This window comes from Enterococcus sp. DIV0187 (genome assembly GCF_051713785.1).
Taxonomy (GTDB): domain Bacteria; phylum Bacillota; class Bacilli; order Lactobacillales; family Enterococcaceae; genus Enterococcus_A; species Enterococcus_A avium.
On record NZ_JBIOQO010000002.1, the window covers coordinates 188,714 to 213,411 of the forward strand.

At 40.8% G+C, this 24,698-nt stretch carries 21 protein-coding genes and 2 other annotated features; of the genes, 2 read left to right on the forward strand and 19 right to left on the reverse strand.

All coding sequences use genetic code 11. The annotated features are described in order from the left end of the window. Window positions 1-134: 134 nt before the first annotated feature. Window positions 135-1,508 carry a M24 family metallopeptidase gene (locus IGI52_RS20845; RefSeq protein WP_185937732.1) on the reverse strand — a complete coding sequence of 458 codons (1,374 nt, stop codon included), beginning with the start codon at window positions 1,506-1,508 and terminating at the stop codon, window positions 135-137. Between the two features lie 122 nt (window positions 1,509-1,630). On the opposite strand from IGI52_RS20845, the gene IGI52_RS20850 reads away from it, so the two are divergent. After that, entirely contained in the window at window positions 1,631-3,184 is a 1,554-nt protein-coding gene (locus IGI52_RS20850) for a helix-turn-helix domain-containing protein (protein ID WP_048718648.1), read from the forward strand. Between the two features lie 48 nt (window positions 3,185-3,232). Here the strand turns inward: IGI52_RS20850 and IGI52_RS20855 are convergent, their stop codons facing one another. The 18 genes from IGI52_RS20855 to trpE form a co-directional block, all read right to left on the reverse strand. Beyond that, window positions 3,233-4,057, reverse strand: coding sequence for a class F sortase (locus IGI52_RS20855; protein WP_137438897.1), 825 nt, complete (start codon window positions 4,055-4,057; stop codon window positions 3,233-3,235). A 225-nt stretch (window positions 4,058-4,282) separates the two neighbouring features. Continuing rightward, the gene (locus IGI52_RS20860; RefSeq protein WP_438782363.1) at window positions 4,283-5,473 is read right to left on the reverse strand and encodes a DUF6179 domain-containing protein; all 1,191 of its coding nucleotides are present in this window, start codon (window positions 5,471-5,473) and stop codon (window positions 4,283-4,285) included. Beyond that, on the reverse strand, window positions 5,470-5,901 hold the full coding sequence (locus tag IGI52_RS20865) for a DUF6323 family protein (protein WP_311892519.1): 432 nt from the start codon (window positions 5,899-5,901) through the stop codon (window positions 5,470-5,472). The genes IGI52_RS20860 and IGI52_RS20865 overlap by 4 nt, the downstream gene beginning before the upstream one ends. A gap of 280 nt (window positions 5,902-6,181) precedes the next feature. After that, the gene (locus IGI52_RS20870) at window positions 6,182-7,225 is read right to left on the reverse strand and encodes a peptidylprolyl isomerase (RefSeq protein WP_048718655.1); all 1,044 of its coding nucleotides are present in this window, start codon (window positions 7,223-7,225) and stop codon (window positions 6,182-6,184) included. Window positions 7,226-7,375: 150 nt separating this feature from the next. Further along, window positions 7,376-7,708: a multidrug transporter gene (locus tag IGI52_RS20875; RefSeq protein ID WP_438782364.1), complete on the reverse strand. Its 333-nt coding sequence runs from the start codon at window positions 7,706-7,708 to the stop codon at window positions 7,376-7,378. A gap of 150 nt (window positions 7,709-7,858) precedes the next feature. Then, window positions 7,859-9,607, reverse strand: coding sequence for a thiol reductant ABC exporter subunit CydC (cydC, locus tag IGI52_RS20880; RefSeq protein ID WP_438782365.1), 1,749 nt, complete (start codon window positions 9,605-9,607; stop codon window positions 7,859-7,861). Further along, on the reverse strand, window positions 9,604-11,316 hold the full coding sequence (cydD, locus tag IGI52_RS20885) for a thiol reductant ABC exporter subunit CydD (protein ID WP_438782366.1): 1,713 nt from the start codon (window positions 11,314-11,316) through the stop codon (window positions 9,604-9,606). Before cydD ends, cydC begins: the two co-directional genes overlap by 4 nt. A 44-nt stretch (window positions 11,317-11,360) precedes the next feature. Then, on the reverse strand, window positions 11,361-12,383 hold the full coding sequence (gene cydB, locus IGI52_RS20890; protein ID WP_438782367.1) for a cytochrome d ubiquinol oxidase subunit II: 1,023 nt from the start codon (window positions 12,381-12,383) through the stop codon (window positions 11,361-11,363). Then, a complete protein-coding gene (locus tag IGI52_RS20895) occupies window positions 12,376-13,791 on the reverse strand; it encodes a cytochrome ubiquinol oxidase subunit I (RefSeq protein ID WP_438782368.1) in 1,416 nt (471 codons plus the stop codon). The genes cydB and IGI52_RS20895 overlap by 8 nt, the downstream gene beginning before the upstream one ends. Before the next feature lie 376 nt (window positions 13,792-14,167). After that, on the reverse strand, window positions 14,168-15,061 hold the full coding sequence (locus IGI52_RS20900; protein ID WP_016178363.1) for a diacylglycerol/lipid kinase family protein: 894 nt from the start codon (window positions 15,059-15,061) through the stop codon (window positions 14,168-14,170). A gap of 172 nt (window positions 15,062-15,233) precedes the next feature. Continuing rightward, window positions 15,234-16,640 (reverse strand): C69 family dipeptidase, encoded by a 1,407-nt coding sequence (locus tag IGI52_RS20905; protein WP_070503972.1) that lies wholly within the window; start codon window positions 16,638-16,640, stop codon window positions 15,234-15,236. A 70-nt stretch (window positions 16,641-16,710) separates the two neighbouring features. Further along, entirely contained in the window at window positions 16,711-17,466 is a 756-nt protein-coding gene (trpA, locus tag IGI52_RS20910) for a tryptophan synthase subunit alpha (RefSeq protein ID WP_438782369.1), read from the reverse strand. After that, complete coding sequence (gene trpB, locus IGI52_RS20915; RefSeq protein ID WP_438782370.1) at window positions 17,463-18,656, reverse strand: tryptophan synthase subunit beta; 1,194 nt, start codon at window positions 18,654-18,656, stop codon at window positions 17,463-17,465. The genes trpA and trpB overlap by 4 nt, the downstream gene beginning before the upstream one ends. Before the next feature lie 23 nt (window positions 18,657-18,679). Then, entirely contained in the window at window positions 18,680-19,294 is a 615-nt protein-coding gene (locus IGI52_RS20920) for a phosphoribosylanthranilate isomerase (protein WP_102872861.1), read from the reverse strand. Continuing rightward, window positions 19,291-20,049: an indole-3-glycerol phosphate synthase TrpC gene (gene trpC / locus IGI52_RS20925; protein ID WP_102872862.1), complete on the reverse strand. Its 759-nt coding sequence runs from the start codon at window positions 20,047-20,049 to the stop codon at window positions 19,291-19,293. Before trpC ends, IGI52_RS20920 begins: the two co-directional genes overlap by 4 nt. Next, window positions 20,050-21,063, reverse strand: a complete 1,014-nt coding sequence (gene trpD, locus IGI52_RS20930; RefSeq protein WP_438782371.1) for an anthranilate phosphoribosyltransferase — start codon at window positions 21,061-21,063, stop codon at window positions 20,050-20,052. It lies immediately after the preceding gene. Continuing rightward, window positions 21,064-21,594 carry an anthranilate synthase component II gene (locus tag IGI52_RS20935; protein WP_176675356.1) on the reverse strand — a complete coding sequence of 177 codons (531 nt, stop codon included), beginning with the start codon at window positions 21,592-21,594 and terminating at the stop codon, window positions 21,064-21,066. It abuts the gene before it with no gap. Further along, window positions 21,591-22,940, reverse strand: coding sequence for an anthranilate synthase component I (trpE, locus tag IGI52_RS20940; protein ID WP_438782372.1), 1,350 nt, complete (start codon window positions 22,938-22,940; stop codon window positions 21,591-21,593). Before trpE ends, IGI52_RS20935 begins: the two co-directional genes overlap by 4 nt. Window positions 22,941-23,036: 96 nt before the next feature. Beyond that, window positions 23,037-23,264 (reverse strand) — a binding site (T-box leader). Window positions 23,265-23,347: 83 nt separating this feature from the next. After that, window positions 23,348-23,578 (reverse strand) — a binding site (T-box leader). 130 nt (window positions 23,579-23,708) lie between these two features. Here trpE and IGI52_RS20945 point away from each other — a divergent pair. Continuing rightward, window positions 23,709-24,677: a YncE family protein gene (locus tag IGI52_RS20945; protein WP_438782373.1), complete on the forward strand. Its 969-nt coding sequence runs from the start codon at window positions 23,709-23,711 to the stop codon at window positions 24,675-24,677. Window positions 24,678-24,698: the final 21 nt, after the last annotated feature.

Sequence of the window (24,698 nt, forward strand, 5' to 3'; positions counted from 1 at the left end):
TTTTTATTCAAATTAATAGAAAAAGTATAGCACAATCGAAATGAAATTTTTCTTCTTTACATAGGATTCCTTTTTTTGAAACGCAGAAAAAACACCCAAAGAAAAAATTCTTTGAGTGTTTTGCTTCAATTCCCTTACTTTGCCGTCAATGCTGATTCCTTATTTAAAAAGAATGGACGATAGTACGCGGCTGCATTACTCATTGGCAAGACTTCTTCACTTAATACGATGCCGATTTCTTCTATTAAATACTTACGTCGTTCCTGCATCCGTGCCCACATTTCTGGGTATTCTCTTTGAATAGCAGCTCGTAATTCTTCATCTGCCAGTACAACACCGCCTTCACAGCTGGCGCCGGAATATCCGGGAACCGAAGGAATGATGTCGAATTGGAGGATCATCCCGCTTTGAAGTTTTTCTTTTGAGGCTGGATAGACAGGTGATGCCAACCATTCTTCATCGGCACAAAGATGTCCCGGATTCAAATGCCAGCCATATTGAGCTTTTGGTAAAACTTCTTCAATTTTATCATATAATACAGCACCCTCGAGGTTTATGGCGATTATCTCAAGCCAGGTCTTAACGGCATTGAAATAAGGTTTTGCGATACGATCTAGATAATCCTTCTCAGCTTCAGGCAATTCGTCACTTGAGTGAACGGCATATCCGCCGCGGCTTTGCAGGCCGCCTTTATAGCCAGTTGTCATAGAAATTCGATCACCTAGCTGGATTTTCTTAGCTGTCGGATAAAGATTTGCTTTTTCAAAACGAGCCCCAGTTGCCATGATGGTTACAACACTAGGTCTTTGTCCAAGGTCATTTAAATAGGCACCAATATCCATCTCGCTTTTTCCAATTTCCAACTGATCCATCGCACTTAAGATACAGTTTCCAGCGTTCATAGCACCAAATTCATAATGGGCGATTTCATTGGCGTTGTTGGTAGTGCGTAAGCCGTTTTCGCCAATCAATAGGTAGGTCGCATTATTAAAGGCCGCGGTTGGTGCAGCTTGTTTTAGTCCTTCAATTAAAAAATAAGGTAAGTCATATATCAACGCATTGTCTTCAAGTTGGCTAGTAAAGTTCTTCCAGCCAATCAGTCCAATTCTGTCTGCTTGTTCAAGCTTTGTTTGCTTCAAAATTTCTGGTACAGTCAACGTCGTTTCCATTGGTTGATTTGGCAATGAAAAATGCGGCATATGAATACCCTTCGCCTTGATGCGAGCAAAGGGGACTTTGTTGAGATTCTCATTTCCTAATACCAGATAGGCTTCCCCACATTGATGTATGACCAGCAATGCCTCTTCAAAGCGCGGCACAAAACCAGTAAAATATTCAAAATTGCCGCCATGCTCTAAATCGGCGTAGATTACAACTGCATCGTAATTTTCTTTCTGCATTTTTGTTAATAGCTCAGCTTTACGCGTCGCCATCGTTGTATCAGTAAGTTGGACTGGTTGAACATTTTTGTCTAATTTTGGAGGACTAATTTTTTCTAATTTGATCACGATTATCTGACTCCTTCGTTTTTTTTAATCATACCATAACAATTAGTTTGAAAATACTCGCTTTTTTTTAAGAAAATCGGTAAACTTATAATTATAAATAATTTTTTTTGAAAGGAGTCAATATGAAACAGTTACTTAACTCCTCTACTTACCGCCGAATTCAATTCGTTGAATTTTTGGATCAGCTACCTTCTTGGTGTGACGTCAAAGAGGCGGCACGCAAAATTGATTGTTCAGCGAAAACATTATTATCAGATATTGATTATATCAATGAATTTTGGGGGGATTACATCTATATTGAATACTCGAAATTTCAAGGAGTGCGCCTGAACAATATAACCTCTAATAAGATGGGGAATGTCTATGGATTGATATATAGTGAATCAAACGAATTTCAATTTGTTGAAAAAATGTTGTATGAATCAAATCAGGATGCAGATTACTGGATCAACGAATTGTTTATGAGTGAGGCTTCCTTTTATCGGATGGTCAACGCTTTAGAGGATTTTTTGAAGCGACGCGGACTTCAGCTCGAACGCTCCCCTTTTCGAATTGTTGGACCTGATGAACGCTGGGTTCGCTTCTTTTATCAGCAATATTTTTCTGAAGCCTATGGTGCCAATCAATGGCCTTTTACCTTGGATCATGAAGAAACCACTTGTTTTATTATGCGCACCTCCACCGATTTTGACGTTTCTCTAGATGATCGAGAGATTCAGGAGGCGGCTTATTTATTTATGGTGACCTTAAATCGAATGCAGCAAGGCTTTTATTTACCTGAGAATGTTTATGCTGAAGAAGATGATACGATTGACAAGGTTTTAGATTTCAGCCGGCCCTTTGCCGAACATTTATTGGCGGATAAGGATTTCACCCTGCCCCAAAAATGGTACAAAGAAGTCAGTCGAACCGTTTTCCATGAATTTTACAATTGGGACAATCCAGAGCAAATTGTTCGGATCAACAGTAAAATTGATACGTTTTTAAAAAACGTGTCAGAGGGAATCGATTTTCCATTGAATCAAGAGGATAAACGGAAAATTATGCAGCAAATGATGTCCTGGTATGTAGAATATAATTTCTATCCTTACCGTCAAATTATGTTGTATGACAAATATAAAAAATTTGCTCGTGAGGTCCAACTAGTCTATCCAATCTTCTCAACACTTGTGAAGATACATCTACAGGATATTGAAAAAAAATCACCTGAATTATGGACGGATATCCGGATCAACAATATCTTTTTCTTGATGATGAAAGAATGGTCACAGTTGCCAATCCATTTAGAAAAACTGAGACGAAAGGTAACTATTCATGTAGTGAGTGACTTGGGACGCAAACATGCAGAAATGCTGCGAGATTTCTTAGTGGCTAATTATAGTAATTGGACCATCGTTGATACGTTTAATGAGCCGGTCATTTCGGTTGGAGCAGACGATTTTGAGGATTTTTCCACCTACGATATCGTTTTAAGCAATAATCCAATTAAAGGATATGAAAATGACAATGTTTTAATTGTTAACAATTTCTTCTCCGCTTCTGACCGAGAAAATCTTCTGAACTTTATTGTTGCCCATCAAAAAAGCGAAGCGCGCAAACATTTGAAAGCCCTCGGCAATATTAAAACGAAAACCGCCAAAGAGCTGTATTTCTCTCAGCAATTGATGAACAAATAAAAAAATCGCCACCTCCTATTGACGAATCTTTAGAGGGTGACGATTTTTTTATTTGTTGGCAAAGACGATTAAATTGTAATCATCATTAATACACGTCTGCAAGCTGATGCGCTCTCCGCCACCAGAGCTTGTGATTTGCTCCCAATAATCTGTTCCGTCCTCCGCCATTCCAGAATCATCCACCGTAACGATTTGAGAAACAGTGTATGTCGATACATTATTCGCTCCATCTGAGACACTGATCGTTTCCCCGACGCCTACTGAGAACAGCACATTGAAAATGCCAGGATTATGTCCAATAAAATGTGTATTCGCGCCATCGTCTCCTGACTGAACAGAAGCACCGCCCCAGGTTGCGACTAGATTGGGATTGGCATCAATTATGGCTTGTCCGTTTCCCTGTCCCGCATTCAAATAAGTTATCAATTGCCCAGCAATCTCCAATTGATCCGCCTGCATTGTTGTTGATTGCGGCACTGCCATGTTTGGTGCGGTGGACTCCGGTGCTGAACTGTTATTAGGCTCAGCTTCATTCACTGTTGGTGAGGGTCGAGTATTTGTTTTTGCTGTCTCAGCTTCTGATTCTGCAGGAAGTGCGTCTGTGTTAGACGTTTCAGGTTTGGCCGCAGCTGCTGGATTCACACTACTGCTTTGAGTAGTTATCTGGTTGCCATCCTCATTTGATTCAATTGAGTCTCCACTGTCTTTAGTTGTTGAAGACGCTGATTTAGTTTCTTCCTGACTGGTAGACTGTTCTACAATTTCTTGATCCCTTGTGGCGGATGAACTATTTTCTGATTCACCCAATACAGATGCTGCGCCGTTTGTTAAAAAAAGTGCAGCGATAATAATAAATTTAAAATAGGTACTCATTTCTGTTTCCTCCTAAGCAAAAACTCTTTGCTATTTGCTTACAAATTAACGGAAAAGCAGCCCTATCACTGTAATGGTGCTCGTGAAATAACGAATATTATTATTTATACTCCGAAAAGATCGTGCGGTAATCCCCTTTTAAATAGTTGTTTCATAACTTTCTTTTCTGAAAACAAAACTGGTCGAGCATATTTTGCAGAATGACCTAAAAGCTTTCTTCTTGATTTATGAAAAGTCATAATGGGTTATTTGATAGTCTTTTATAGAAGCAAAAAGCGCTAAACGTTCTTCTTTTGTATAAGTTTTTAAATAATCTTTTAAAAGATTTAAAATCGCTGAATCCCTTGATGCATAAATGATTTGATGGAATTCCTCGAAGCTATTCTTTTTCATTTCGTATAAAATTAAAGCCTTTATAAAATTTTTATCTAGCTCTTTTAAAAGTTTTTCGTAAAATTCGGACTTTTCTGAAGTGAAATCTAGAAGTTCTTCAAAATCTGCTGGAGCAGAAATATTCTTCGAAATTAGTCGTATTTTTTCCTGCTGTTCAGCTGCAGAGTAGGCTTCTAGCAATTGATTGAAACGACTAGATGTCATGGTGGGTGTCAATTCTAGCTCCTTCTTCTTACGAGTAATGGTGAGAAAGAAGTCAAATGCCTTCTCAGGCTCTTCTAAGCGTTGACTAATTCCTCTTAATTGTTCAAAAATGCGATAATAATACTCATTCAATTCAAACAATTGATTCAGTTCTTGATGATGGTTTTTTTCTTGAAGCTGATTCAGAGCATATTGTGCTTCGAATGGATTTAGCAGTAAACGGTCATTTTCCTTTTTTCCAATTAACAATTTACCTATAACCTGCCTGAAGACAATCTCAAACAGATTGTTTACATCTTTGCGATAATCAAATCCTAGCTTCTCCTGATATGTCTCTAACAGTTCGTAAATTTGATTCTCTGGAATATTTGCAATAAAGAATACTTCCGCTGCTAAATTTTGTAGGTAGCGCTCATAAAAATCAAGACCGACAAAGTTAGCCGGAACAGCTTCAGCAAGTTGGTAGTCAAGAAAGGCTTGATCGACCTCAGCTGCTCCGTAATCAATATCATAATCTGTAAAAAAGCTGCCAATTTCTCGTAAGCTTTCCTCAAGAGATTCAATTCCAAAGCTTTGATAACTTGTAAGGATTTTCTCATAGAGCTGTTGTAATTTCTCTAAGCGTTGCTTCAATTGTTGCTTTCCTTGTTCGAAGCGCTCCGGCAAAGTTCCCTCTCCGCCATTTTTTAGAACAAACTCAAGGGACTGTTGGATTCTTTCTGCTTGATCAATTGGCATAACGCTTGAACCGCTTAACCGTTCCTGCAATTTCTTCATGAAAAATGGATAAAAAGCTGGATCTAAAAGTTCGTTCCTCATTCCTCTTCCTCCAATTCCGGAAAGTCTTCAAATGAACCTTGAAGTGCTTCTATATCTCCTTGATATTTTTGATAGCGGCGTTCGATCTCTTCAAGTATTTCTTGATCTGTTATTGATCCAGAATGGTAGGCCCGCAAATAATAAAAGAGTTCCTGGCAAATAGAGAAATGCTCTAAGTAATCACTTTTGTATGAAAATGGCTCCTTTGCTAAGAAATGTGCGACCGTCTGAGAATTCTCCCAACTGAAATCAAGTAAGTGATAATTCTTAAAATGCTGTTTGCGTTCCTCAGCGATTTCCCTAAAATCCGCCACCGATAATTGAAAGCTTTTGTGATTGACTTGAAGCACTTGATTGATCGTTGTTCGCGGTTCTTCCTTTTGCTCTGATAGGAATTGGTTAAATAACGAAACATCAAAGTTGGACATTCATTTGTTCACCCCTTTCATAGTCCTAATAACACAGACTAGCAAAAAAGGCAATCTTGAAAAAGAGTCGAAAATGTGGTATTATAAAGACAGTTAAGAAGACGGATTTAAGCCTTCCTTAACTTTTTTTGTTTACTTTTCTAGCTGTACTCTCCATCTCTATTTGGATAAAATAACTTTAAAACAATCACACAAACAGAACCAGCGAGGACAATTTAGTTGCCATTACTGGTTCTGTTTGCTTATTCAAAATCTTAGTATTAAAAATTGCCAAACGACTTTATTTGATCTTTCGTATTCGCTTAAACGTAATTCTTTGAATCTTGATCGGATTTAACGGCGCATCATTATCGTCTGTTTCTTGACTAGCAATCTCGCGTACCACCGACATCCCCTCAATAACCTGTCCAAAGACTGTGTAGCGTCCATCTAGCTCTGGAATTCCTCCCACCGCTTCGTAGTGAGAGCGCACTTTGTGAGGGAGATTCATACGGTATAACTGGTCGTTGTCGATATGATTTCGTTCCACGATATAGAACTGATTCCCGTTGGTATTGGGTCCATGATTCCCCAGACAAACGGCTCCGTCAAAATGATACAGCCCTTCATCCACCTCATCTTCGAAATAACCGCCAAAAATCGATGTTGCTTCGTCTCCAGAACCATCTAATGCTCCGCCTTGGATCACAAAATCCTTGATTACCCGAGCAAAGGGTGTCCCATCATAGAATCCTTGCTTAGCCAGCCCACGCCAATTCTTAACCGCTTTTGGCGCATCCTGCTGAAAGACTCTCATCGTAATGGTTCCTGCATCAGTTTCAATCAGACAAAGCTCTTCATTAGGGCGTGGAGAGGTCAGCTGAAGTAAATATTGATTCGGATAGTTAATGCCGTGATCTTGCTCTACTACTTTTTGAATATACCAATCTAGTTTTTCAACACCAAGTCGCGCTACTTTGATCAGATAAGTATATTCCTTTTTCGGTGTTGCCACACGATAAGAGACTAAACCGCGTAAATTATTGCTGCTGTTTCCTTTTACTTTGTACATACTCAAAAAATGTGCCGTTAAAAAGGTTAATTCTTGCTTCTTCAATGATTTGAATGGTTTTATCGACTTGCCTAAAACAAATGAAGCAATCTTCTCCTCATTTCCGTCAGCTAAAAACTGGGTGAAATCCCGCAATCGTTCATTGATTTCTGCTTCATCCCAATGCCGAGGAATCAATTGCTTAGTGACGGTTTCATTAATCAATTTCTTTTTACCGAGAACTGCTGCAGTACCGAGAACACTAGCAGCTAAAATAATTTTCCTTTTTTTCATGTCGTGCCTCCAACCCGTTTTCTTAATTGTACCAGAAAAGGCAGGTGATCGGTCATTCCCTTAAAGGCTAGGATCGGAAGGTTGTAAGCGATTTTTTAGGCGATCATTCGTCATTGTTTTTTAATTCTGTTCGTATCATGCTTTCATTACCTATCCAGCTCCCTTTATAGTATCCCTGAGTATCTCACTAAATTCATTAAGGTCATTCATATCAATCACTTCATCCTTCAATAAACTGCGGATATCCATTATCATTGTTGAGCGTCTTAAATTAATAATCACGCTGACCTTCTTTTTATCCCGATTTATTCTTTTTTCTAGTTCCCAAAACTTGTCAAAAGATGCACCTTCTTGCGTCAATAGTTCAAGATACTCACCGTTCAAACGATTCATGTAAGCTTCCTGCCAACCAGCGATTTTGTTTCTAAATAATTTCCAGTCCTTCTCAGTGAAGCCGTTATAACGTTTATTCGATTGAGACATGTTTGCTCTACTCCTCCTTAAATCTTTATGCTCTTCTACTGCGTACTTCTATAGTAATTCAATAAAGCGCTTATCCACAATAGAAGCAGTAAAAATACAGAAAAAAATCAGGTCCGCTCTCATAATGTAAGAGTGAACCTGATTTCTCTTTTAAATAATTCCCTGATCGATTTGCTTTAGTTTCCGATAATGAGCATTGGATTGTTCTAATTCACTCGGACTTCCCTGCATCGTTAAATGACCATCTTCGATGAAAATAATTTGATCCATCGCTTCAATACCCTGCAAATGGTGGGTGATCCAAATAACTGTTTTATCCTGCAGCTCATTGAAAAAGGTATTGATTAATGCCTGCTCGGTTACCGGATCGAGATCAACAGTTGGTTCGTCCAATAATATGATCGGAACTTCTTGTAATAAGATGCGCGCCAATGCTAAACGTTGGCGTTCGCCGCCAGAGAAACGTAAACCTGCTTCATCCACCATTGTCAATAAGCCTTCTGGCAAATTCTCCACTAATTCCTTCAATTCTACTCGAGCTAATACTTGCCAAAGAGCTTCATCTGTTGCTGCCTCATTTCCAATCCGCAGGTTATTCGCGATTGTTGTATGGAAAAGATACGGTGTTTGATGGATAACACCTAGATAATTGCTGATGTCATCACCAAATTTGTAGGTTTCTTCTCCATTTAGCGTGATTGCCCCTTCAGTCGCTCGCAGATCGCCACGAATCAGATTCGCTAATGTACTCTTGCCGGAACCACACCGTCCCAAGATCGCGATTTTTTCGCCAGGTCGCAGCGTTAGATCAATTCCTGATAAAACACTTTTCTTACCTTCAGGATAATGATAGTGAACATTGTCAATTTTCAATGTCAAAGCGCCTGAAATTTTTGGAGTTGCTTCATGACGCTTCTGAATCGTAGGCAGATCATTCAAGTTTTTGATTGAATCTTTGTAGCTATTCGTTTCTTGAGCCGCTGCTGGCAATGGCGCAAAGGCATCAATCAACGGAAAAACTGATAATACAAAAGCTGCGATCCAATTGGCCGCTCCTCCATGATTCCCAGGGAATTGACGACTGGTCCACACGAGCAGAGCGATCGTAACCACGCCAAACATCAGCTGTAAAATAAAATTACGCTTACGTTGGAAGCTTTGAAGCTTGCGATTGACCTCTCGCAGTGCCTCTTCGGATTTTTCATGATGGTTCACATAATCCTGTCCTCGTTGACTAAAAATCCAATCCGACACGCCCAACACATTATCGGTCAGATCACTGTATAATTCATTCTTCATCTGCTTCTGCTGTTCTTGACGAGCACCATTGATGATGACTGACCATAGAGGCAGTAGAAATACGACGATCCCTAAAAGGAGCAGCATCGCTAAAGCAAAGAAGAAAGAGAAGTAGCCGATCCCAATAATTACAAAAACATAGAGCAGCCACGCGATAATCGTTGGAAAAATCGTCCTTAAATACAAATTTTGAATATGGTTGATATCTTCAGAAAGCAGTCCGAGAATGTCTCCAGTGCGATGGTTCTGCTTAAAGAAAATCGCATCCTGCTCTAACGAATCATAAAGCTTTACGCGTAAATTCGAGGTCATCTTCAAGACCCAGTTATGGCTGACTAGCCGTTCCACATACCGAAAGACAGGTCGACCGATTCCAAAAGCTCGTGTTAACACGATAGGAATATAAATCATCAGAATATTTTCCGGCAATGACGCTGCCCGACTAATCAGATAGCCTGAATTGAACATCAAGGCCCCCGCACAGAAAAAAGTGATAAAGCCTAATGTCAAAGCTAGAATCAAAGATTTCTTATATTGCTTGAAAAAGGGCTTGACCCATTCATCGGTTTTTAGGACGTCGAATAATCCGATTTGCTTCATGTCTCTTCACCTCGCAACGCCTGACTTAATTTTGTAAAGGCACCCTTTCTTTTTTGCAGCTCTTTCAAGGTTCCCTGTTCAACGAGTTTTCCGTGATCCATTACCAACAGATAATCCATTTCGGTTAGCCAATGAAGCCGATGTGTCGCGAAAAAGACTAAATGAGTTTCCATCAGCGGCAACATTCGTTCCTTTAATTCGACTTCCGTTTCGATATCCAAATGCGCTGTTGGTTCATCGAATAATACTATCTTTCGTTCTTGATCCAAAAAGGCACGAGCCAACGCGATTCTCTGCGCTTGTCCACCACTCAGTGTGCGTGCTCCCTCGCCTAGTTTCGTATCCAATCCGTCTGGCAGCTCATTCACCAATTCCGTCAAACCAGTCACTTCGATTGCCTTTAAAATCTCTTCATCGCTGGCCTGCGGGTGATAAAAAGCGATATTTTCCCGGACTGATCGCTGGAAGATATATGGATTTTGCGGAATATAAATCAATTGCTCCTGCCACTGAGGCTGGTCAAAAGCGGTTAATGCTTGATCATTAAGACGAATCTGACTAGCATCAGGACGTAAAAAGCCGCTCAGCAAGTTGATCAATGTTGATTTTCCAGAGCCGCTCATGCCGATAATTCCAATTTTTTGATAACCCTGTACCTTGAAATCAACTTCTGCACCAAGCTTTTCTGCGTAATTGTACTGCATTTTCACACTCAACTGACTATCAGCTGACCAGGTTTGCAGTTCAAGTTTCGCATCCTGCATCTCAGGCAGTTCTAAAATCTGATTAACATCGTCCATCGCATTTTTCCCATCCAAAGTTGCGTGATAATCACTAGAAAAATCACGAATGGGCAGAAAATACTCAGGAGCAAGAATCAGCACCGTCAATGCCGGAAATAAGAAAATGCCTTCATTGATTAAACGCAGCCCTAATAAAACAGCTACTACAGCAACAGATAGCGTGGTAAAGAAATCTAGCGCAAACGTCGAAAGAATCGCGATTTTTAGTGTGCTCATCGTCGCCTTGCGAAAACGTTCACTGGTCGTAAAAATACTCTTGCTGTATTGCTTGCTGATGCCAAAGAATTTCAACGTATCAATTCCTCGTAAAGAATCGATAAAGTGGTTCGATAGCACTTGAAAGACCTTGTATTGCTTGTCGGCCTTACTTTGAGCCGCGTAGCCTAAGATGATCATGAAAATAATAATCAGCGGAAATACGAGCAGTAAAACCACACCAGATTCCCAATCCAATAGAAAAATTGCTACTAATAAAATCCAAGGGATAATCATCATATTCAGCATTTTTGGTAAAATCAGATGCAAATACTCCTCCACCTGATCAATCCCATCTAGTGCAGTCGTAACCACACTTCCAGTTCCTTGTTTTTGCACCACCTGCGGACCTAAACGAAAGATTTTTCGCAACAATTGACCACGTAAATCTTTAGCCTGCTGATAAGCATATTCTTCTAATACATGCTCCCGCAAATAGGTCATCAAATGTCGCAACGCAAAGGATATGAAAAACAACAGCATCCACTGTAGTTGTTTGTTTAATTCTTCCCCGTCCCATAAATGCGTGATTGTCCTAGACAACCCATACGCTTGTCCGATTATAAAGATTGCTTGCAGGATAGCAGATCCTGCAAGCAACATCAGAATTTTTTTGATACCGGGAAGTTGTAATAACTTCTTGTCGATCATGATTGAGCTCCTATTTCCTAGTAAAGTTAATTCAAATAAAACTGCTAATAATTTGATTGTACTCCGATCTCATGAGGATGTTTGATCCGTTTGCGGAAAATATAATATGTCCAGGCAGTGTAGCCTAGTACAAAGGGTAAAATAGTCAGTGAAATATAAGACATGACCTTCAGCGTATACGGACTTGAAGAAGCATGTTCGATTAACAAGTCATTTCCTGGAATAGAGCTGATCAAGACTCGCGGGAACAAGCCGCTGAATAATAAAGCGACTAGCGCAATCAAGGTTAACCCGCTAGTGATAAACGCCAGCATCTCTTTATTTCTAAAGACAGATACATTTGCGATAATTGTCAGCAGCACGATCACCGCTAATAAAATCAATGTCACCGCAAAATTATTTTGAAAGAAATCCGTTTTGAAATACATCAAAATCGCAAATGCGACTAAGCCAAAATAAAGAACGCCGTATAGCAGCTGCGCATAGTTTTTTGCGCGGTAGCGAACGGGGCCTTCCGTACGCAGCGCAATATAGTTCAAGCCATGCAAATAACACAATAACGTTAAGGCCACACCGCCGACAAGAGAATACAAATTGATGTAATCAGTAAAGGTCGCTGTCATGTTGTGATTCGCATCCAACGGCATTCCTTGAATCATACTAATAAATAAAATACCAAAGAAAAACGGAACAATAAAACTACCGATAGTCAATGTCCAATTCCATAATTGTTTGTGTTCCTTCGGCATGTGACTGCGGAATTCAAAGGAAACGCCGCGTATAATTAAGCCAAATAGAATGATAAACAAAATTAAATAGTACCCACTAAACAGTGACGCATACCAATACGGAAATGAGGCAAACATCGCACCGCCAGCTGTCAACAGCCAGACTTCATTGCCATCCCACACCGGTCCAATTGTTTCTACGATCTGATCCTTTTCGTGTTCATCATGGGCCAAGGTTTGAACCGACATACCGACACCAAAATCAAACCCTTCTAAAAAGAAAAAGCCAGAAAACAGGACGCCGATCAATAAAAACCACAATAATTGTAAACTACTCATGACTGAACGCCCCCTTATCGAAAGGATCAGTTGAGTCAGTCTCCTGATTCATTTGATCCAGTCCTGGTCCTTTGTTTAATTCACGCTTAACTAAATAAATCATTGTTACTGCTAATCCTGAGAACAGCAGGAAGTAAATGATATTTGAAATTAATAAAGAGGTCACTGAAACATTTGGCGACACACTGTCTTCAATCGTAAACAAGCCGTAAACCGTCCACGGATAGCGGCCTAACTCGGTCACTAGCCAGCCGGCTGTATTGGCTAAAAATGGTGCAAAGGTACAAAGCCCCATCACCCACAGCATCCAACGCTTCTCATATAATATTGGTTTTTTCTTACGAGTAAAGAACAAACCAAGAACGGCTACTAGCAGCATCAACATACCAAAGCCCGCCATGATACGGAAGTTCCAGAACAAAACATTCACCGGTGGATAATAATTTCGATCGCCATATTTTTTAACTAACTCTTTGTTCACAGTATCCATTCCTTTAATTGAGCCAGAAGGTTTATTATAAGAAAGAATACTTAGCATATAGGGAATTTGAACCCCGAACACCTGCTTATGTTCTCGTTCATTATCCCAAGCAATCAAGGTCCAGGCTGCCGGGTTTCCAGTATCCTCATAAGTTCCTTCCATCGCTGCAAACTTCATTGGATTCGTTTCAATCAAGGCTTTCATTTGCGCATCTCCCGCACCTAAAACCATGATCGAGCCAAATAATGTAACTACTAATCCGATGCGCATAGATTTCATAAAGAATTCCCGCATTTTTATGTCTTTTCGTTTTAATAGTTGGAATGCCGCAAGTCCAGCGGCAATCATTCCGCCCATTGTGATTGCCGCAGCGATTACATGACCGAATTCATACCAGACCTTTGGATTGGCGATTACCGCACCAAAGTCGGTCATTTCTGCTCGGCCATTACGAAGCGCATAACCAACAGGATGCTGCATGAAACTATTGGCCGCTAAAATCCAAAAAGCCGATAACATTGAGGCAATCGTTACAAGCCAAATAAATAGTACATGCAGACCTGGTTTTACCCGATCCCATGTGAAAATCCAGAGCCCTAAGAATGTGGACTCCAAAAAGAAAGCCAATAAGGCCTCCACTGCTAAAGGCGCGCCAAAAATATCTCCGACAAACCGTGAATAATCTGACCAGTTCATTCCAAATTGAAACTCTTGAATGATCCCAGTCACGACGCCCACCGCAAAACTTAGTAGGAAAATGTTTCCCCAAAACTTCGCCAATTGACGGTATTTTTCATTTTTCGTTTTAACATATAACGTTTCCATAATGGCAACAACTAATACCATTCCAATTGAGAATGGCACGAAGAAAAAGTGAAAAACCGTTGTCATGGCGAACTGAAAACGGGCCAACGTCACTATGTCCATTTTTATTTCCTCCCCTATATTGTGAATAACAGAACTAAAATAAATCTAATTCTATAATTACTATAATCCTTACGAAATAAATTGCCAAATGTTCAGCTTAAGCGCTTTTTATTCGTAAAATATGAAGAAAAAGGAAAATAACTATATAAAGGTAAAAATTTGATGGTTTTCGCTCAAAATATTGAACTGAATTGATTTATCTTAATAAGAAACTCACTTGAGCAACATTTTTGACCTTTATTTTTAATGAGAAAAATTGGCTAAAAAAATTAGGAGCTATGACAAGTTTTTTTTGTCATAACTCCTTTTTCCGATTAAATGTTTTTCTAGTATCAGAAATGTGCCGACCACTTCTGTTGCTGCCTCATTCCTTCGCCTACTCAGCTCCGTAATAGACTTCTAAATGTTGAGGCAATACTTTGAAGCTTAATGGCAGTTCTGGTCCTTCATCCCCGTCGACACTTGGATGCAAGTCTACAGTTTCCTTCACCGTCAAACGCCCCTCTGTAAATGGCGTATACCCGATATTCTCGCTTGCCTGATCAACACCCTTGATAATATCTGGAACACTTTTCAGACGATCCGTGATGCTTTGATCCTTGAGGTAAAGCAGATACAGCTGCCCATCATTAACCTTCGCTTCAGGAACAATGTGTGTAAAACCGCCAATTGTTCTTGTCAATACGATAACAACTGCGCTGCTTTCGATTGCGGTTTTTTCTCCGTCTATTTCTAACGTAAAATGGTAATTTTCATCATTGAAGACTTCTTTGACCCCATTCACAAAATAGGCTAGTTTGCCGAATTTGGTCTTTTCTTCTACATCAACATCACTGATGGCTTCAGGAATACTTCCAACGGCAACAATATTCATAAAATACTCATCGTTGACTTTTCCAATATCTAAAGATGTTTTGCGTTCGATGGTGAAAGTATCAATCGCCTCTTTGGGGTCCATTGGTATTTTCAAGGAACGTCCTAGATCATTGACTGTACCTAATGGGAAGAAACCAAATTTCGGACGATATTCCTGTTCAGCCAATCCACTGATGGCTTCATTAACTGTTCCATCTCCGCCCATCGCGAAAACACTATCGACTTTTTCCTCAGCCGCTTTGCGGGCAAATTTTGTCGCATCGCCTTCTTTTTCTGTTTCTTGTACATCCACCTCATCAAAAAACTGTTCCAATTTTTCTCGCGCTTGTCCAGCGTATTTCTTTGCCTCTTCATTCCCTGAACTAGGATTGACAATTAAGACTGCTTTTTTCATTATTACACGCTCTCCTTTTCATCTATCTGGAAAATAGTTCTTTTTCTTTTCTATTCTTCTTTAGTATAACAGGCAAAGAGCGATTATTTGTTGAGGATGCTTTGCGGATAGGTGATGAAAAGCCGTTGGAACGAAAAAAAATCCTCCATTGACGTTGGAGGATTTATTTCTTTTAGTCATTCAAATTGTAACGTAATTTCATATGTTCTGATCCTGAGATGACCATGTCGCCAAATAGCTTCGTTTGGCGTTTCAAGGATTCATCTGCCAGTTTTTCATTAGCAGCTTCCAAGAATTCTTGCACATCGGTTTGATCAGCAATCGCCTTATCCGTTTCATTTTGAATACCGCGATAAGCCGACATTGCTTCTAGCTCGAAGGTATTACGGAAATCCACGTAGAAATTATAATCCGTATCACCTAAGAGTGCAGTTGCACAGCTTAACCAGTACATATTATTTAGATCAAAGGTACCGGTGGCATCCTTGTAGCAAGCAGGTGTGTCGTTAACGTTTGAATAGAATGGTACGACCGTGTTAAAGGTATTGGCACCATAGGCTAACCAATGAACGCCTGCGATTTCAGCGGGTACATTGTTGCGGATTTGTAGAATATGCACGTTATGGTTCCGGTTGATTCCGATTGGCCGGATCAAAGTCTTTTCTGCTTCTGTACCGTCACCGTAAGGATCGTATTTGGTATTTTCAAAGTGAGAGCTTAGCACGAATTTTACGTCTTCAATTGTGATCTTGCGGTTTGCTCGACAAATGAATGGAAGATCTTGATCCATTGGGTCTTGTTCTACTTCAGGAGTGAAGTATTTTTGACCATACCAAGCCCGTGGATTGTTATAGACCGTATCCTTGATTGAAGAGCTGCCGAAAATATGACGCAGGTTATAGCCTTCAAAGTCTGGATTCAAATGGTTGTCATCGATCAATGCTTTTAAATCATCTGAACAAAGCGTATCTGCTGAGTCAAAATCAAAGTCATCAATATTCATACGGTTTGGCGCAACTACGTAAGCATCGTCTGGGATACGAACTGCTGCCCAATGATGTCCGCCAATGGTTTCTAACCACCATACTTCGTCTTGATCAGAAAAAGCAATACCGTTTGGTTCGTAGGTTCCGTATTCTTTCAATAAAGCACCGAGACGTTCTACGCCTTCTTTGGCACTGTGGATGTAAGGTAGAACCAATGTCACGATATCTTCTTCACCGATCCCGCCTTCAACATAAGGATCAAGTCCTTGAATCCGTGGATTTGTGGTGATCGTTTCCGTCGCAGACATCGCAACGTTTTCGCTGTTAATCCCAGCCGCAGGCCAAATACCATTCGTTAAAATCGAATTCGGCATTGAGGTATAGCGCAGTGGATTATCAGGCAATTCAACTTTCACGCCGCTAATGACTGCTTGATAATGTTTTGGTTGATCTTCTGGTTGAACTACCACAAAACGCTGTGGGTCTAATGCTTCATGCCCATCATCGTTCCTTGAAATAATAGTTGAGCCATCAATTGATGCTTTCTTTCCGACTAGTACGGTGGTACATGAGCCTTTTACTCTTTTTGTCATACTTGAAACACTCTCCCTTTTCATGGTAACTCAAGTATAACGCTAAAAAATTTAAACACCAAATGAAACCTTATCGCAAAATTTCTGCCAATATTTCTCCAGTTTTTTCGGTTCCTTGTCTTTCTAAAGAGCTGACGATCTTAGAACCGATAACTACTCCATCGCAGACCTGCTGAAATTTTTTAACCTGTTCGTTCGTTGAGATACCAAAGCCAGCCAAGACGGGGATCTTACTGAAGGATTTGATCCTTGACAGATGCGTCATTAGATCATTGCGAAAATCCTGTCCCGTTCCAGTAATGCCATTGACGGTTACGGCATAGATAAATCCTTCCGCATCCGCTGTTAATTTTTTTATCCGTTCTATTGGACTAGTTAAGGAAACTAACGTTAACAAAGCGATGTCTCTCAAATTTGGTAGGACCAGATCGCGATGTTCATAAGGTAAATCAGGAATAATGAACCCTTGGACATCGGTTCCATCTAAATCTTCCACGAGTTCCTTAATTCCATAATGAAAGAAAGAATTACTATAGCCCATCAATATTAGCGGAGCACCTGAACGAATCTCCTGCAATTTTTCGACCAGCTTCTTAAGCGTCACCTGTTGTGCAAAGGCCCGTAATCCGGCAGCTTGAATCGTCGGACCATCAGCGACTGGATCAGAAAATGGTACACCTAATTCAATCGCGGCTGCTCCTTGATCTACCAGCATTGCTATTTCTTCTTCTAGCTTATCTAATCCCTGCGCTCCTGCCATAATATATGGAACAAATAATTTTTCTGTTTCTGCTCTGCTTTTTAATGTTTCCGTCAAAGGTTTCATTGTGCTGCCTCCATTCGTTCTTTGATTTGTTGGACATCCTTGTCGCCGCGTCCTGATAGATTCATCACGAGAATTTGATCCTTATCCATCGTCGGCGCCATCTTCATGACTTGTGCCAACGCATGAGAACTTTCTAGTGCTGGAATGATCCCTTCTAGTCGTGATAAATAATGGAAGGCCTCAACTGCTTCCTCATCATTAATCGCCGCGTACTCTGCTCGGCCGATGTCATGTAAGAAAGAATTCTCTGGCCCAATACCTGGATAGTCTAAACCGGCAGAAATCGAAAAGGCTTCTAAAACTTGACCATCATCATCTTGCAGCAGGTGCATCTTCGCCCCATGTAAAATACCAACACTGCCTTTATTGATTGATGCCGCATGTTCTTCCGTATCCAACCCATGCCCAGAGGCCTCCACTCCCATTAATCGAACCGTTTGATCTTCTATAAACGGATAAAACACCCCCATCGCGTTGCTTCCTCCGCCAACACAAGCCAAAACTAAGTCAGGCAATCGACCTTCAGCTTCTAAAATTTGCCGCCGCGTTTCGATCCCGATCACACTTTGATAATCACGGACGATTTCAGGAAATGGATGCGGACCTAAAACAGACCCCATCACATAATGAGTATCCTCCACCGTTGCGACCCAATAACGCAATGCCTCATTCACCGCATCCTTCAAGGTCTTACTGCCGGAAGTGACACTTTCAACTTTGGCTCCTAACAGCTCCATGCGAAAGACATTCAGCGCTTGACGCTTCACGTCGACTTCGCCCATGAAAATCGTACATTCCATGCCGAACAACGCCGCGGCCGTGGCTGTTGCGACACCATGCTGACCGGCACCAGTCTCAGCCACAACCTTACGTTTGCCCATTTTCTTGGCTAGTAGCACTTGACCTAAAGCATTATTAATCTTGTGTGCCCCTGTATGATTCAAATCTTCACGCTTTAAATAAATCCTAGCTCCACCTAAATCTTTCGTTAAGCGCTCTGCATAATAAAGTGGATTTTCCCGTCCTACATACTGTTTCAAATAATAGTTCAGTTCTTTTTGAAATGCTGGATCTTTTTTTGATGCTTCATAGGTTTCCTCTAATTCTTGAATCGCGTACATCAATGTCTCAGGGACAAATTTTCCGCCATATTCTCCGTAGAAACCTGCTTTGTTAGGTTCTTGATACATAGAATCGCTCCTTTGTTTTTGCTTTATTTTTGAAGTTTTATTTGACTATCTGTTGCCTTAACCGCTTGACAAAAAGCATGAATCTTGATGCTATCCTTTTCTCCCATCGTTTCAACACCACTGGAAACATCTACTACCTTCGGCGCGAAATACTGGATCGCTTCGCTAACATTATCGCTGGTCAATCCCCCAGCCAACCAGAGCTTCTCCTTAGGTAGGTGATTTTGATCAACTAGCTGCCAGTCAAAAGTTCGACCATTACCACCCATCAGCTTGGCAGGTGGCGCATCCAATAAAAGATGGGAATATTGATTGAAGCAAACGGTTTTCTGATCTTTTACACTAAAGGCGCGAATAATCGGGCGTGAAAGCTTGGTAAGATTCGTCTTGCCGTGAATTTGGACTAGGTCTAAACCAGCGATATCTGCGGTTTTTTCAATCTCGTTTTGTTGCGGTGAAACGAAAACGCCGACTGTTTTTATCCTCTCTGGCAGATCTCTGGTCAGCCTACGCACTTCATCTGGCATCATCTGACGCGGGCTTTTCGCAAAGACAAATCCTAGATAGGTTGCTCCGGCCAACACTGCCGCTTCAATTGTCGAGCGATTTTTCAATCCGCAAATTTTAATTTTTGTCATTTTCTGCTCACCTGCAATTCAGCCACTTTCGCGGACGGGGTCTTTGCTCGCATCAATGTTTCTCCTACTAATACCCCATGATAGGAATGCTTAATCTTTTCAACATCCTGGTCCGTTTTAAAGCCTGATTCGCTGATATAGATGGACTTCCCTTCTGGTTGGGCCAGATCAAGACTGGTCTGTAGGGAAACATTGAAGGTCTTCAGATTACGATTGTTAACACCGATGATCTTAGCACCGATCGCTTGTGCTTTCCTTAATTCGTCCTTATCGTGAACCTCCACCAAAACTTCAAGTCCCCGCTTTCTGGCTTCTTGATAAAGCTCTGATAATCTTGCTAAAGAGAGTGCTGCAACAATCAGCAGTACAATACTTGCTCCGGCCTGCTTTGCACGATCAAGCTGTCGTTTATCTATGATGAAGTCTTTACACAAAACAGGAACGTCCACCACTTGGGCAACCGCGGCAAGATCATTGATCTCACCCTTAAAAAAGACTGGATCAGTTAAGACTGAAATGGCACTGACACCAGCTGCTTCATAACTTCTGGCCTGTTGCAAAATATCAACGTGCTCGTTGATGACTCCTTTTGAGGGAGATGCTCGTTTAATCTCGCCAATTACATGTATTTTCTCTGGCTCCTCTTTGACAATACGGTAAAAGGAAGGGCGAACCTTGGTTTTAATTGTCAGAACAGCTGTTAGGTTCTCTATCTCTTTTTCTTTTTCTAATAAAATTCTGGTTAAAAAATCCAACTACGCCACCTCCTGTTGCTTTACGATCAGTTGCTGAAGTCGATCATAAGCCGCTCCAGAAAGAATCGATTGTTCTGCCTCGGCGATTCCGTCAGTCAATGTTTTTACCCGACCACTAGCCATAAAGCCTAAGCCTGCGTTCAAAAGTACGGTTTCATAGTGAGCAGAAGGAATGCCACGTAAAACAGAAAGTAAAATATCTTTATTTTTCTCAGCGGAGCCCCCAACAATCCCTGCTAATGGCACTCGTTTGAAGCCGGCTTCTTCAGGATCAAAAGAAAATTCTTGGACTGCACCATTTTGATAGACGGCGCAATGAGTTGTTCCAGCTAGATTGGCTTCGTCCATGCCGCCATGACCATGAATGACGATTGCTCGTTCCCGTCCTAATTGTCCCAATGTTTTAGCAGTTTCAACGAGCGAGTCACCAGCATAGGTGCCCATCAACTGATAATCTAGCGGATAAGGATTAATCAGCGGTCCTAACAGATTGAAAATCGTTGGTGTCGCTAATTCTTTGCGAATATGCATTACCGCTCCCATTGCCGGATGCAACGTTGGTGCGAACAAAAAGGCGATGCCTGCTTCTTTTAGCAAATAATCAATTTTTTCAGGACTAACGGTCAAGATAATCCCTAGAACTTCTAAAATATCAGCACTGCCCGATTTACTGGAAATACTGCGATTACCATGTTTCGCCATAGGAATGCCGCCGCCTGCTAAAACAAATGCGGCTGTCGTACTAATATTGAAGCTGTGGGAATGATCACCGCCAGTACCGCAATTATCCATCACACCGACTGGTGCTGCTAACATTGGTGTGCCTTTTCCCTGCATAACCTGCGCTAGACCAGTCAATTCGGCTGCCGCAACCCCTTTGATTTTCAAGCCCACCAATAATGCGCTGATTTGGCTGTCTGTTAATTGCTCCTCAAAGATCGCCTTGCCGACCTGCTGCATCTCGCTAATAGTTAAATCATTTCCACGATAGACTTTTTCAAATAATTCTTGCATTTAAATCCCTGCTTTCTGTAAAAATTGATTAAGATAACTAGCACCGTCTTCTGTTCCAATCGATTCAGGATGGAATTGCAAGCCAAACACCGGATAGCGTTTATGACGAATCGCCATGATACAGCCTTCTGCTTCATCCATAACTTCTAGATCCTGTGGCACCTGATGAGGATCGATCATCAGCGAGTGATAACGCATGACCTGCCTTTCAGATTGTCTTTGCAGGCGCGACTGCTTGCCATGCATGATCGTCGGGGCACTGACGATTTTTCCGCCGAAGACTTCGCCAATCGCTTGATGACCTAGGCAAATGCCTAAAATTGGTTTTCTGCGATAAAAACGACGAATCAGCATTTCAATCATACCGGCTTCTGCAGGCCTGCCTGGTCCCGGAGAAAGGACGATTGCCGAAGCTTTTTCCGCTATGGCAAACAGCTCTGGATCATCGTTTCGCAAAATTTTGACATTCTCTGGCAACAGCTGGACCAAATTATAGGTAAATGAATCATAGTTATCGACAAGCAAAATCATTGTCCCACCTCCATCAATGCTTTGGCTTTTTGCAATGTCTCAAAATACTCGCTAGTCGGGTTAGAATCATAGACAATTCCTGCGCCTGCCTGTACATGGGCTTGATTATCTTTAACGACCATTGTGCGGATTGCGATCGCAAAATCAGCCTGATCGTTTTGACCAAGAAAACCAACTGCTCCTGCATAAATCGAACGTTTGACTGTTTCCCATTGATAAATACGAGTCATCGCTCGAATCTTCGGTGCACCACTGACTGTTCCAGCTGGTAAAGTTGCTTTTAAGGCATCCATCGCTGTGTGTCCCGGTTTTAGTTTGGCAGTCACTACTGATACAAGATGCATCACAAATTGATAACGCTCAATCGTTAAGTATGTTGGTACGGTTACTGATCCATGAACGGCTATTTTACCTAAATCATTTCTACCAAGATCTACTAGCATACGATGCTCCGCAATTTCTTTTGGATCATTTTGCAGCTCTTTAGCCAAAGCTTCGTCTTCTTCTTGATTTGCTCCCCTTTTTCTAGTTCCTGCAATCGGGTTTGTCGTAACCAGCTCAGCTTCGACAGTCATTAAACTTTCTGGTGAACTCCCAATTACTTGGACATCAGGAAAATCAAGATAATAGAGATACGCGGAGGGATTGTTTTGCCTCAGCTGGCGATAATAGTTAAAAGGATCAGTCGTAAATTCCGCTGACAAGCGCTGCGATGGGACGACTTGGAATACATCCCCTTCTACAATCCGTTCCTTCGCCTGTCTTACAATTGCTTCAAACTCGATTTGAGAAAGATTACTCGTAAATTCCAAAGTAGGCATTTCTAAATCCGGCAGCTTACTTACTTGAAGAAGCTTCTGCTCTAATTCTGTCATTCGCCTATTCATTTGTATTTCTGAGTCTTTGCTGTAGCTATTTCCGATTACTAAGGTACTTATTTGTTTTTGCTTGTCATAGATTACATAGGATTCATATAAGTAAAATTGCAGATCTGGAACACCTAGTTGATCCTTTGGAATCTCTCCGATAGCTTCGTAACAGGCGGCCACATCATACCCGACATATCCTAAAGCCCCGCCTTGAAAAATCAAGTTTTCTTGCTCTACTTCATCTACTAATACGTAGTTTTCTAACTCCTTTAGCGGATCTTCGCAAGGATAGCTCACGTGACCGTCGTGAAATGCTCCATTTTGAAAAATCAACTTCTTCACTGGATCAAAAGCGATGATTGCATAATCCTGCGTTTCAGACCTTCGTTCAAACAGTGACGTTCCTCGATCCTTTAAACTGTAATAAATCGTCTCTGTGGTTAGATGTTTGTCGAATATTTCTTTCGTTTTTCTCATTCTATGACTCCTTTAAGATGAATTTTTAATAATGGATTGCTAAGTCTTTCATAGCTAACTAAACAAAAAAAGCCCTCAAACCAAAATAAACTTTGGTTTGAGGGCGCAATCAGCGCGGTACCACCTCTTTTTTACTGTTCGCAAACAGCAACTCTAATCGTCCAACAACGATCGTACTCTGTAACGGGAGCTCCCGTCGTTCCCTACTCTGGTTCAAGAACGCTCCAATAAGTCCATTCACTAGGGAAAAAATGTTTCTTCTCATCAGCCGAAACTTTCTGTGATTTTTTCTATCCTAGCTACTTCTCTTAAAGTCGATTTTTTTGATTTTCTAAAAAAGTATTCCTGTCGTAACCCATGTTTTGTTCCTTTCGAACAAAAAAAGCCCTCAAACCAAATAAAATTGGTTTGAGGGCGGTAATCCACGGTGCCACCTCAATGGTATGCCAAACAAGGCATTTCTCTATCAGTCGTCCAACAACGACCTTACTCTATATCGGGAGTTCCCGGAAGCTCCTACTAAGATTTCAAAGCTTCGTCCAAAAGTCCATTCACATAATTTATCCCTACTGATTCACAGCACCATCAGCTCTCTGAAAAGGCTCATTTATGTTACTTCTCTTTTGTATGACTCTTATTTTTTTGAATATTACCCGTTTTTTTTCAACATGTCAACATTTTTTGGTAAAAAAATCAATTTATCTAAATTCCAATGACTGTTCGTAACAGAAATAAATTGCTAAAATAGAGACATTGGAGGCGAAGACGGTGAATAATATTCTTCTGAAAATAATAATTTGGTTGCGCCATTTTTTATTAGGATCATTTTCCAATCATAAAAGCGTTTGGCAGGCGTTTCCCTATTTTTTTAATGCTAGGAAAGAATTGAGCTTTCCTGTTCCCGGGTTAAAAAAAGTCCACACGTTGAATTGGAGAAATGAAAAAGACCACTGTACAGCTATGACGCCTCAAGGATTGACCTTGACTGAAGACTATTTACTGATTTCTGCTTACTGTCATGATCATCAGCACAATTCTGTCATCTATGTCTTGGACCGTATCACTGGTGTTCGACTCAAAACGGTTATTCTGCCAGATTTACCTCATGCTGGAGGACTGGCTTATGATCCAATTCATCGAAAAATCTGGATCAGTAATACATTAGATAACCATGCTGCTGTGGCAGCAATCCATCTTTCCGACATTGAAAAATACACAAAAGATCCCATAATGATCGCCTATCAACAAAAAATTGCCTTAAAGGAGCTTCCCCGCGCGTCTGCCTTGACCTATGATCAAGGTTATCTTTACGTTGCTTTATTTTCCTTAAATGAACCTGGAAAATTCTGCTGTTATCCAATTGATGAATACGGAAATTTAGAAATGATGGCTGGGGAATCCGTGGTCAACTCTCCTTACGACACATTAATGATTCCGAAAAAAATTCAGGGACTGACTATCTACAAAAATCTCCTGCTGCTTTCGCAATCTTGGGGAACTCAACCAGGAAAGATCTTTGTTTTTGATATTCATGAAACAGCTGATTTTTCCAATCTTGATGAAGCACTGAAAATCATCGAAACACCGCCATATTTAGAGCAAATACACGTCGAGAATGGACAACTTTTCGCCTTATTCGAAAGCGGTGCAGCAGCCTATCGCCAAAAAACTCCATATGTCATGAAAGATGTCCTGCAAGTTGACCTAATGAAGCTGCTAGAAAAAAACATGCTTTAAATTGTTTTAAATAGATTTGAA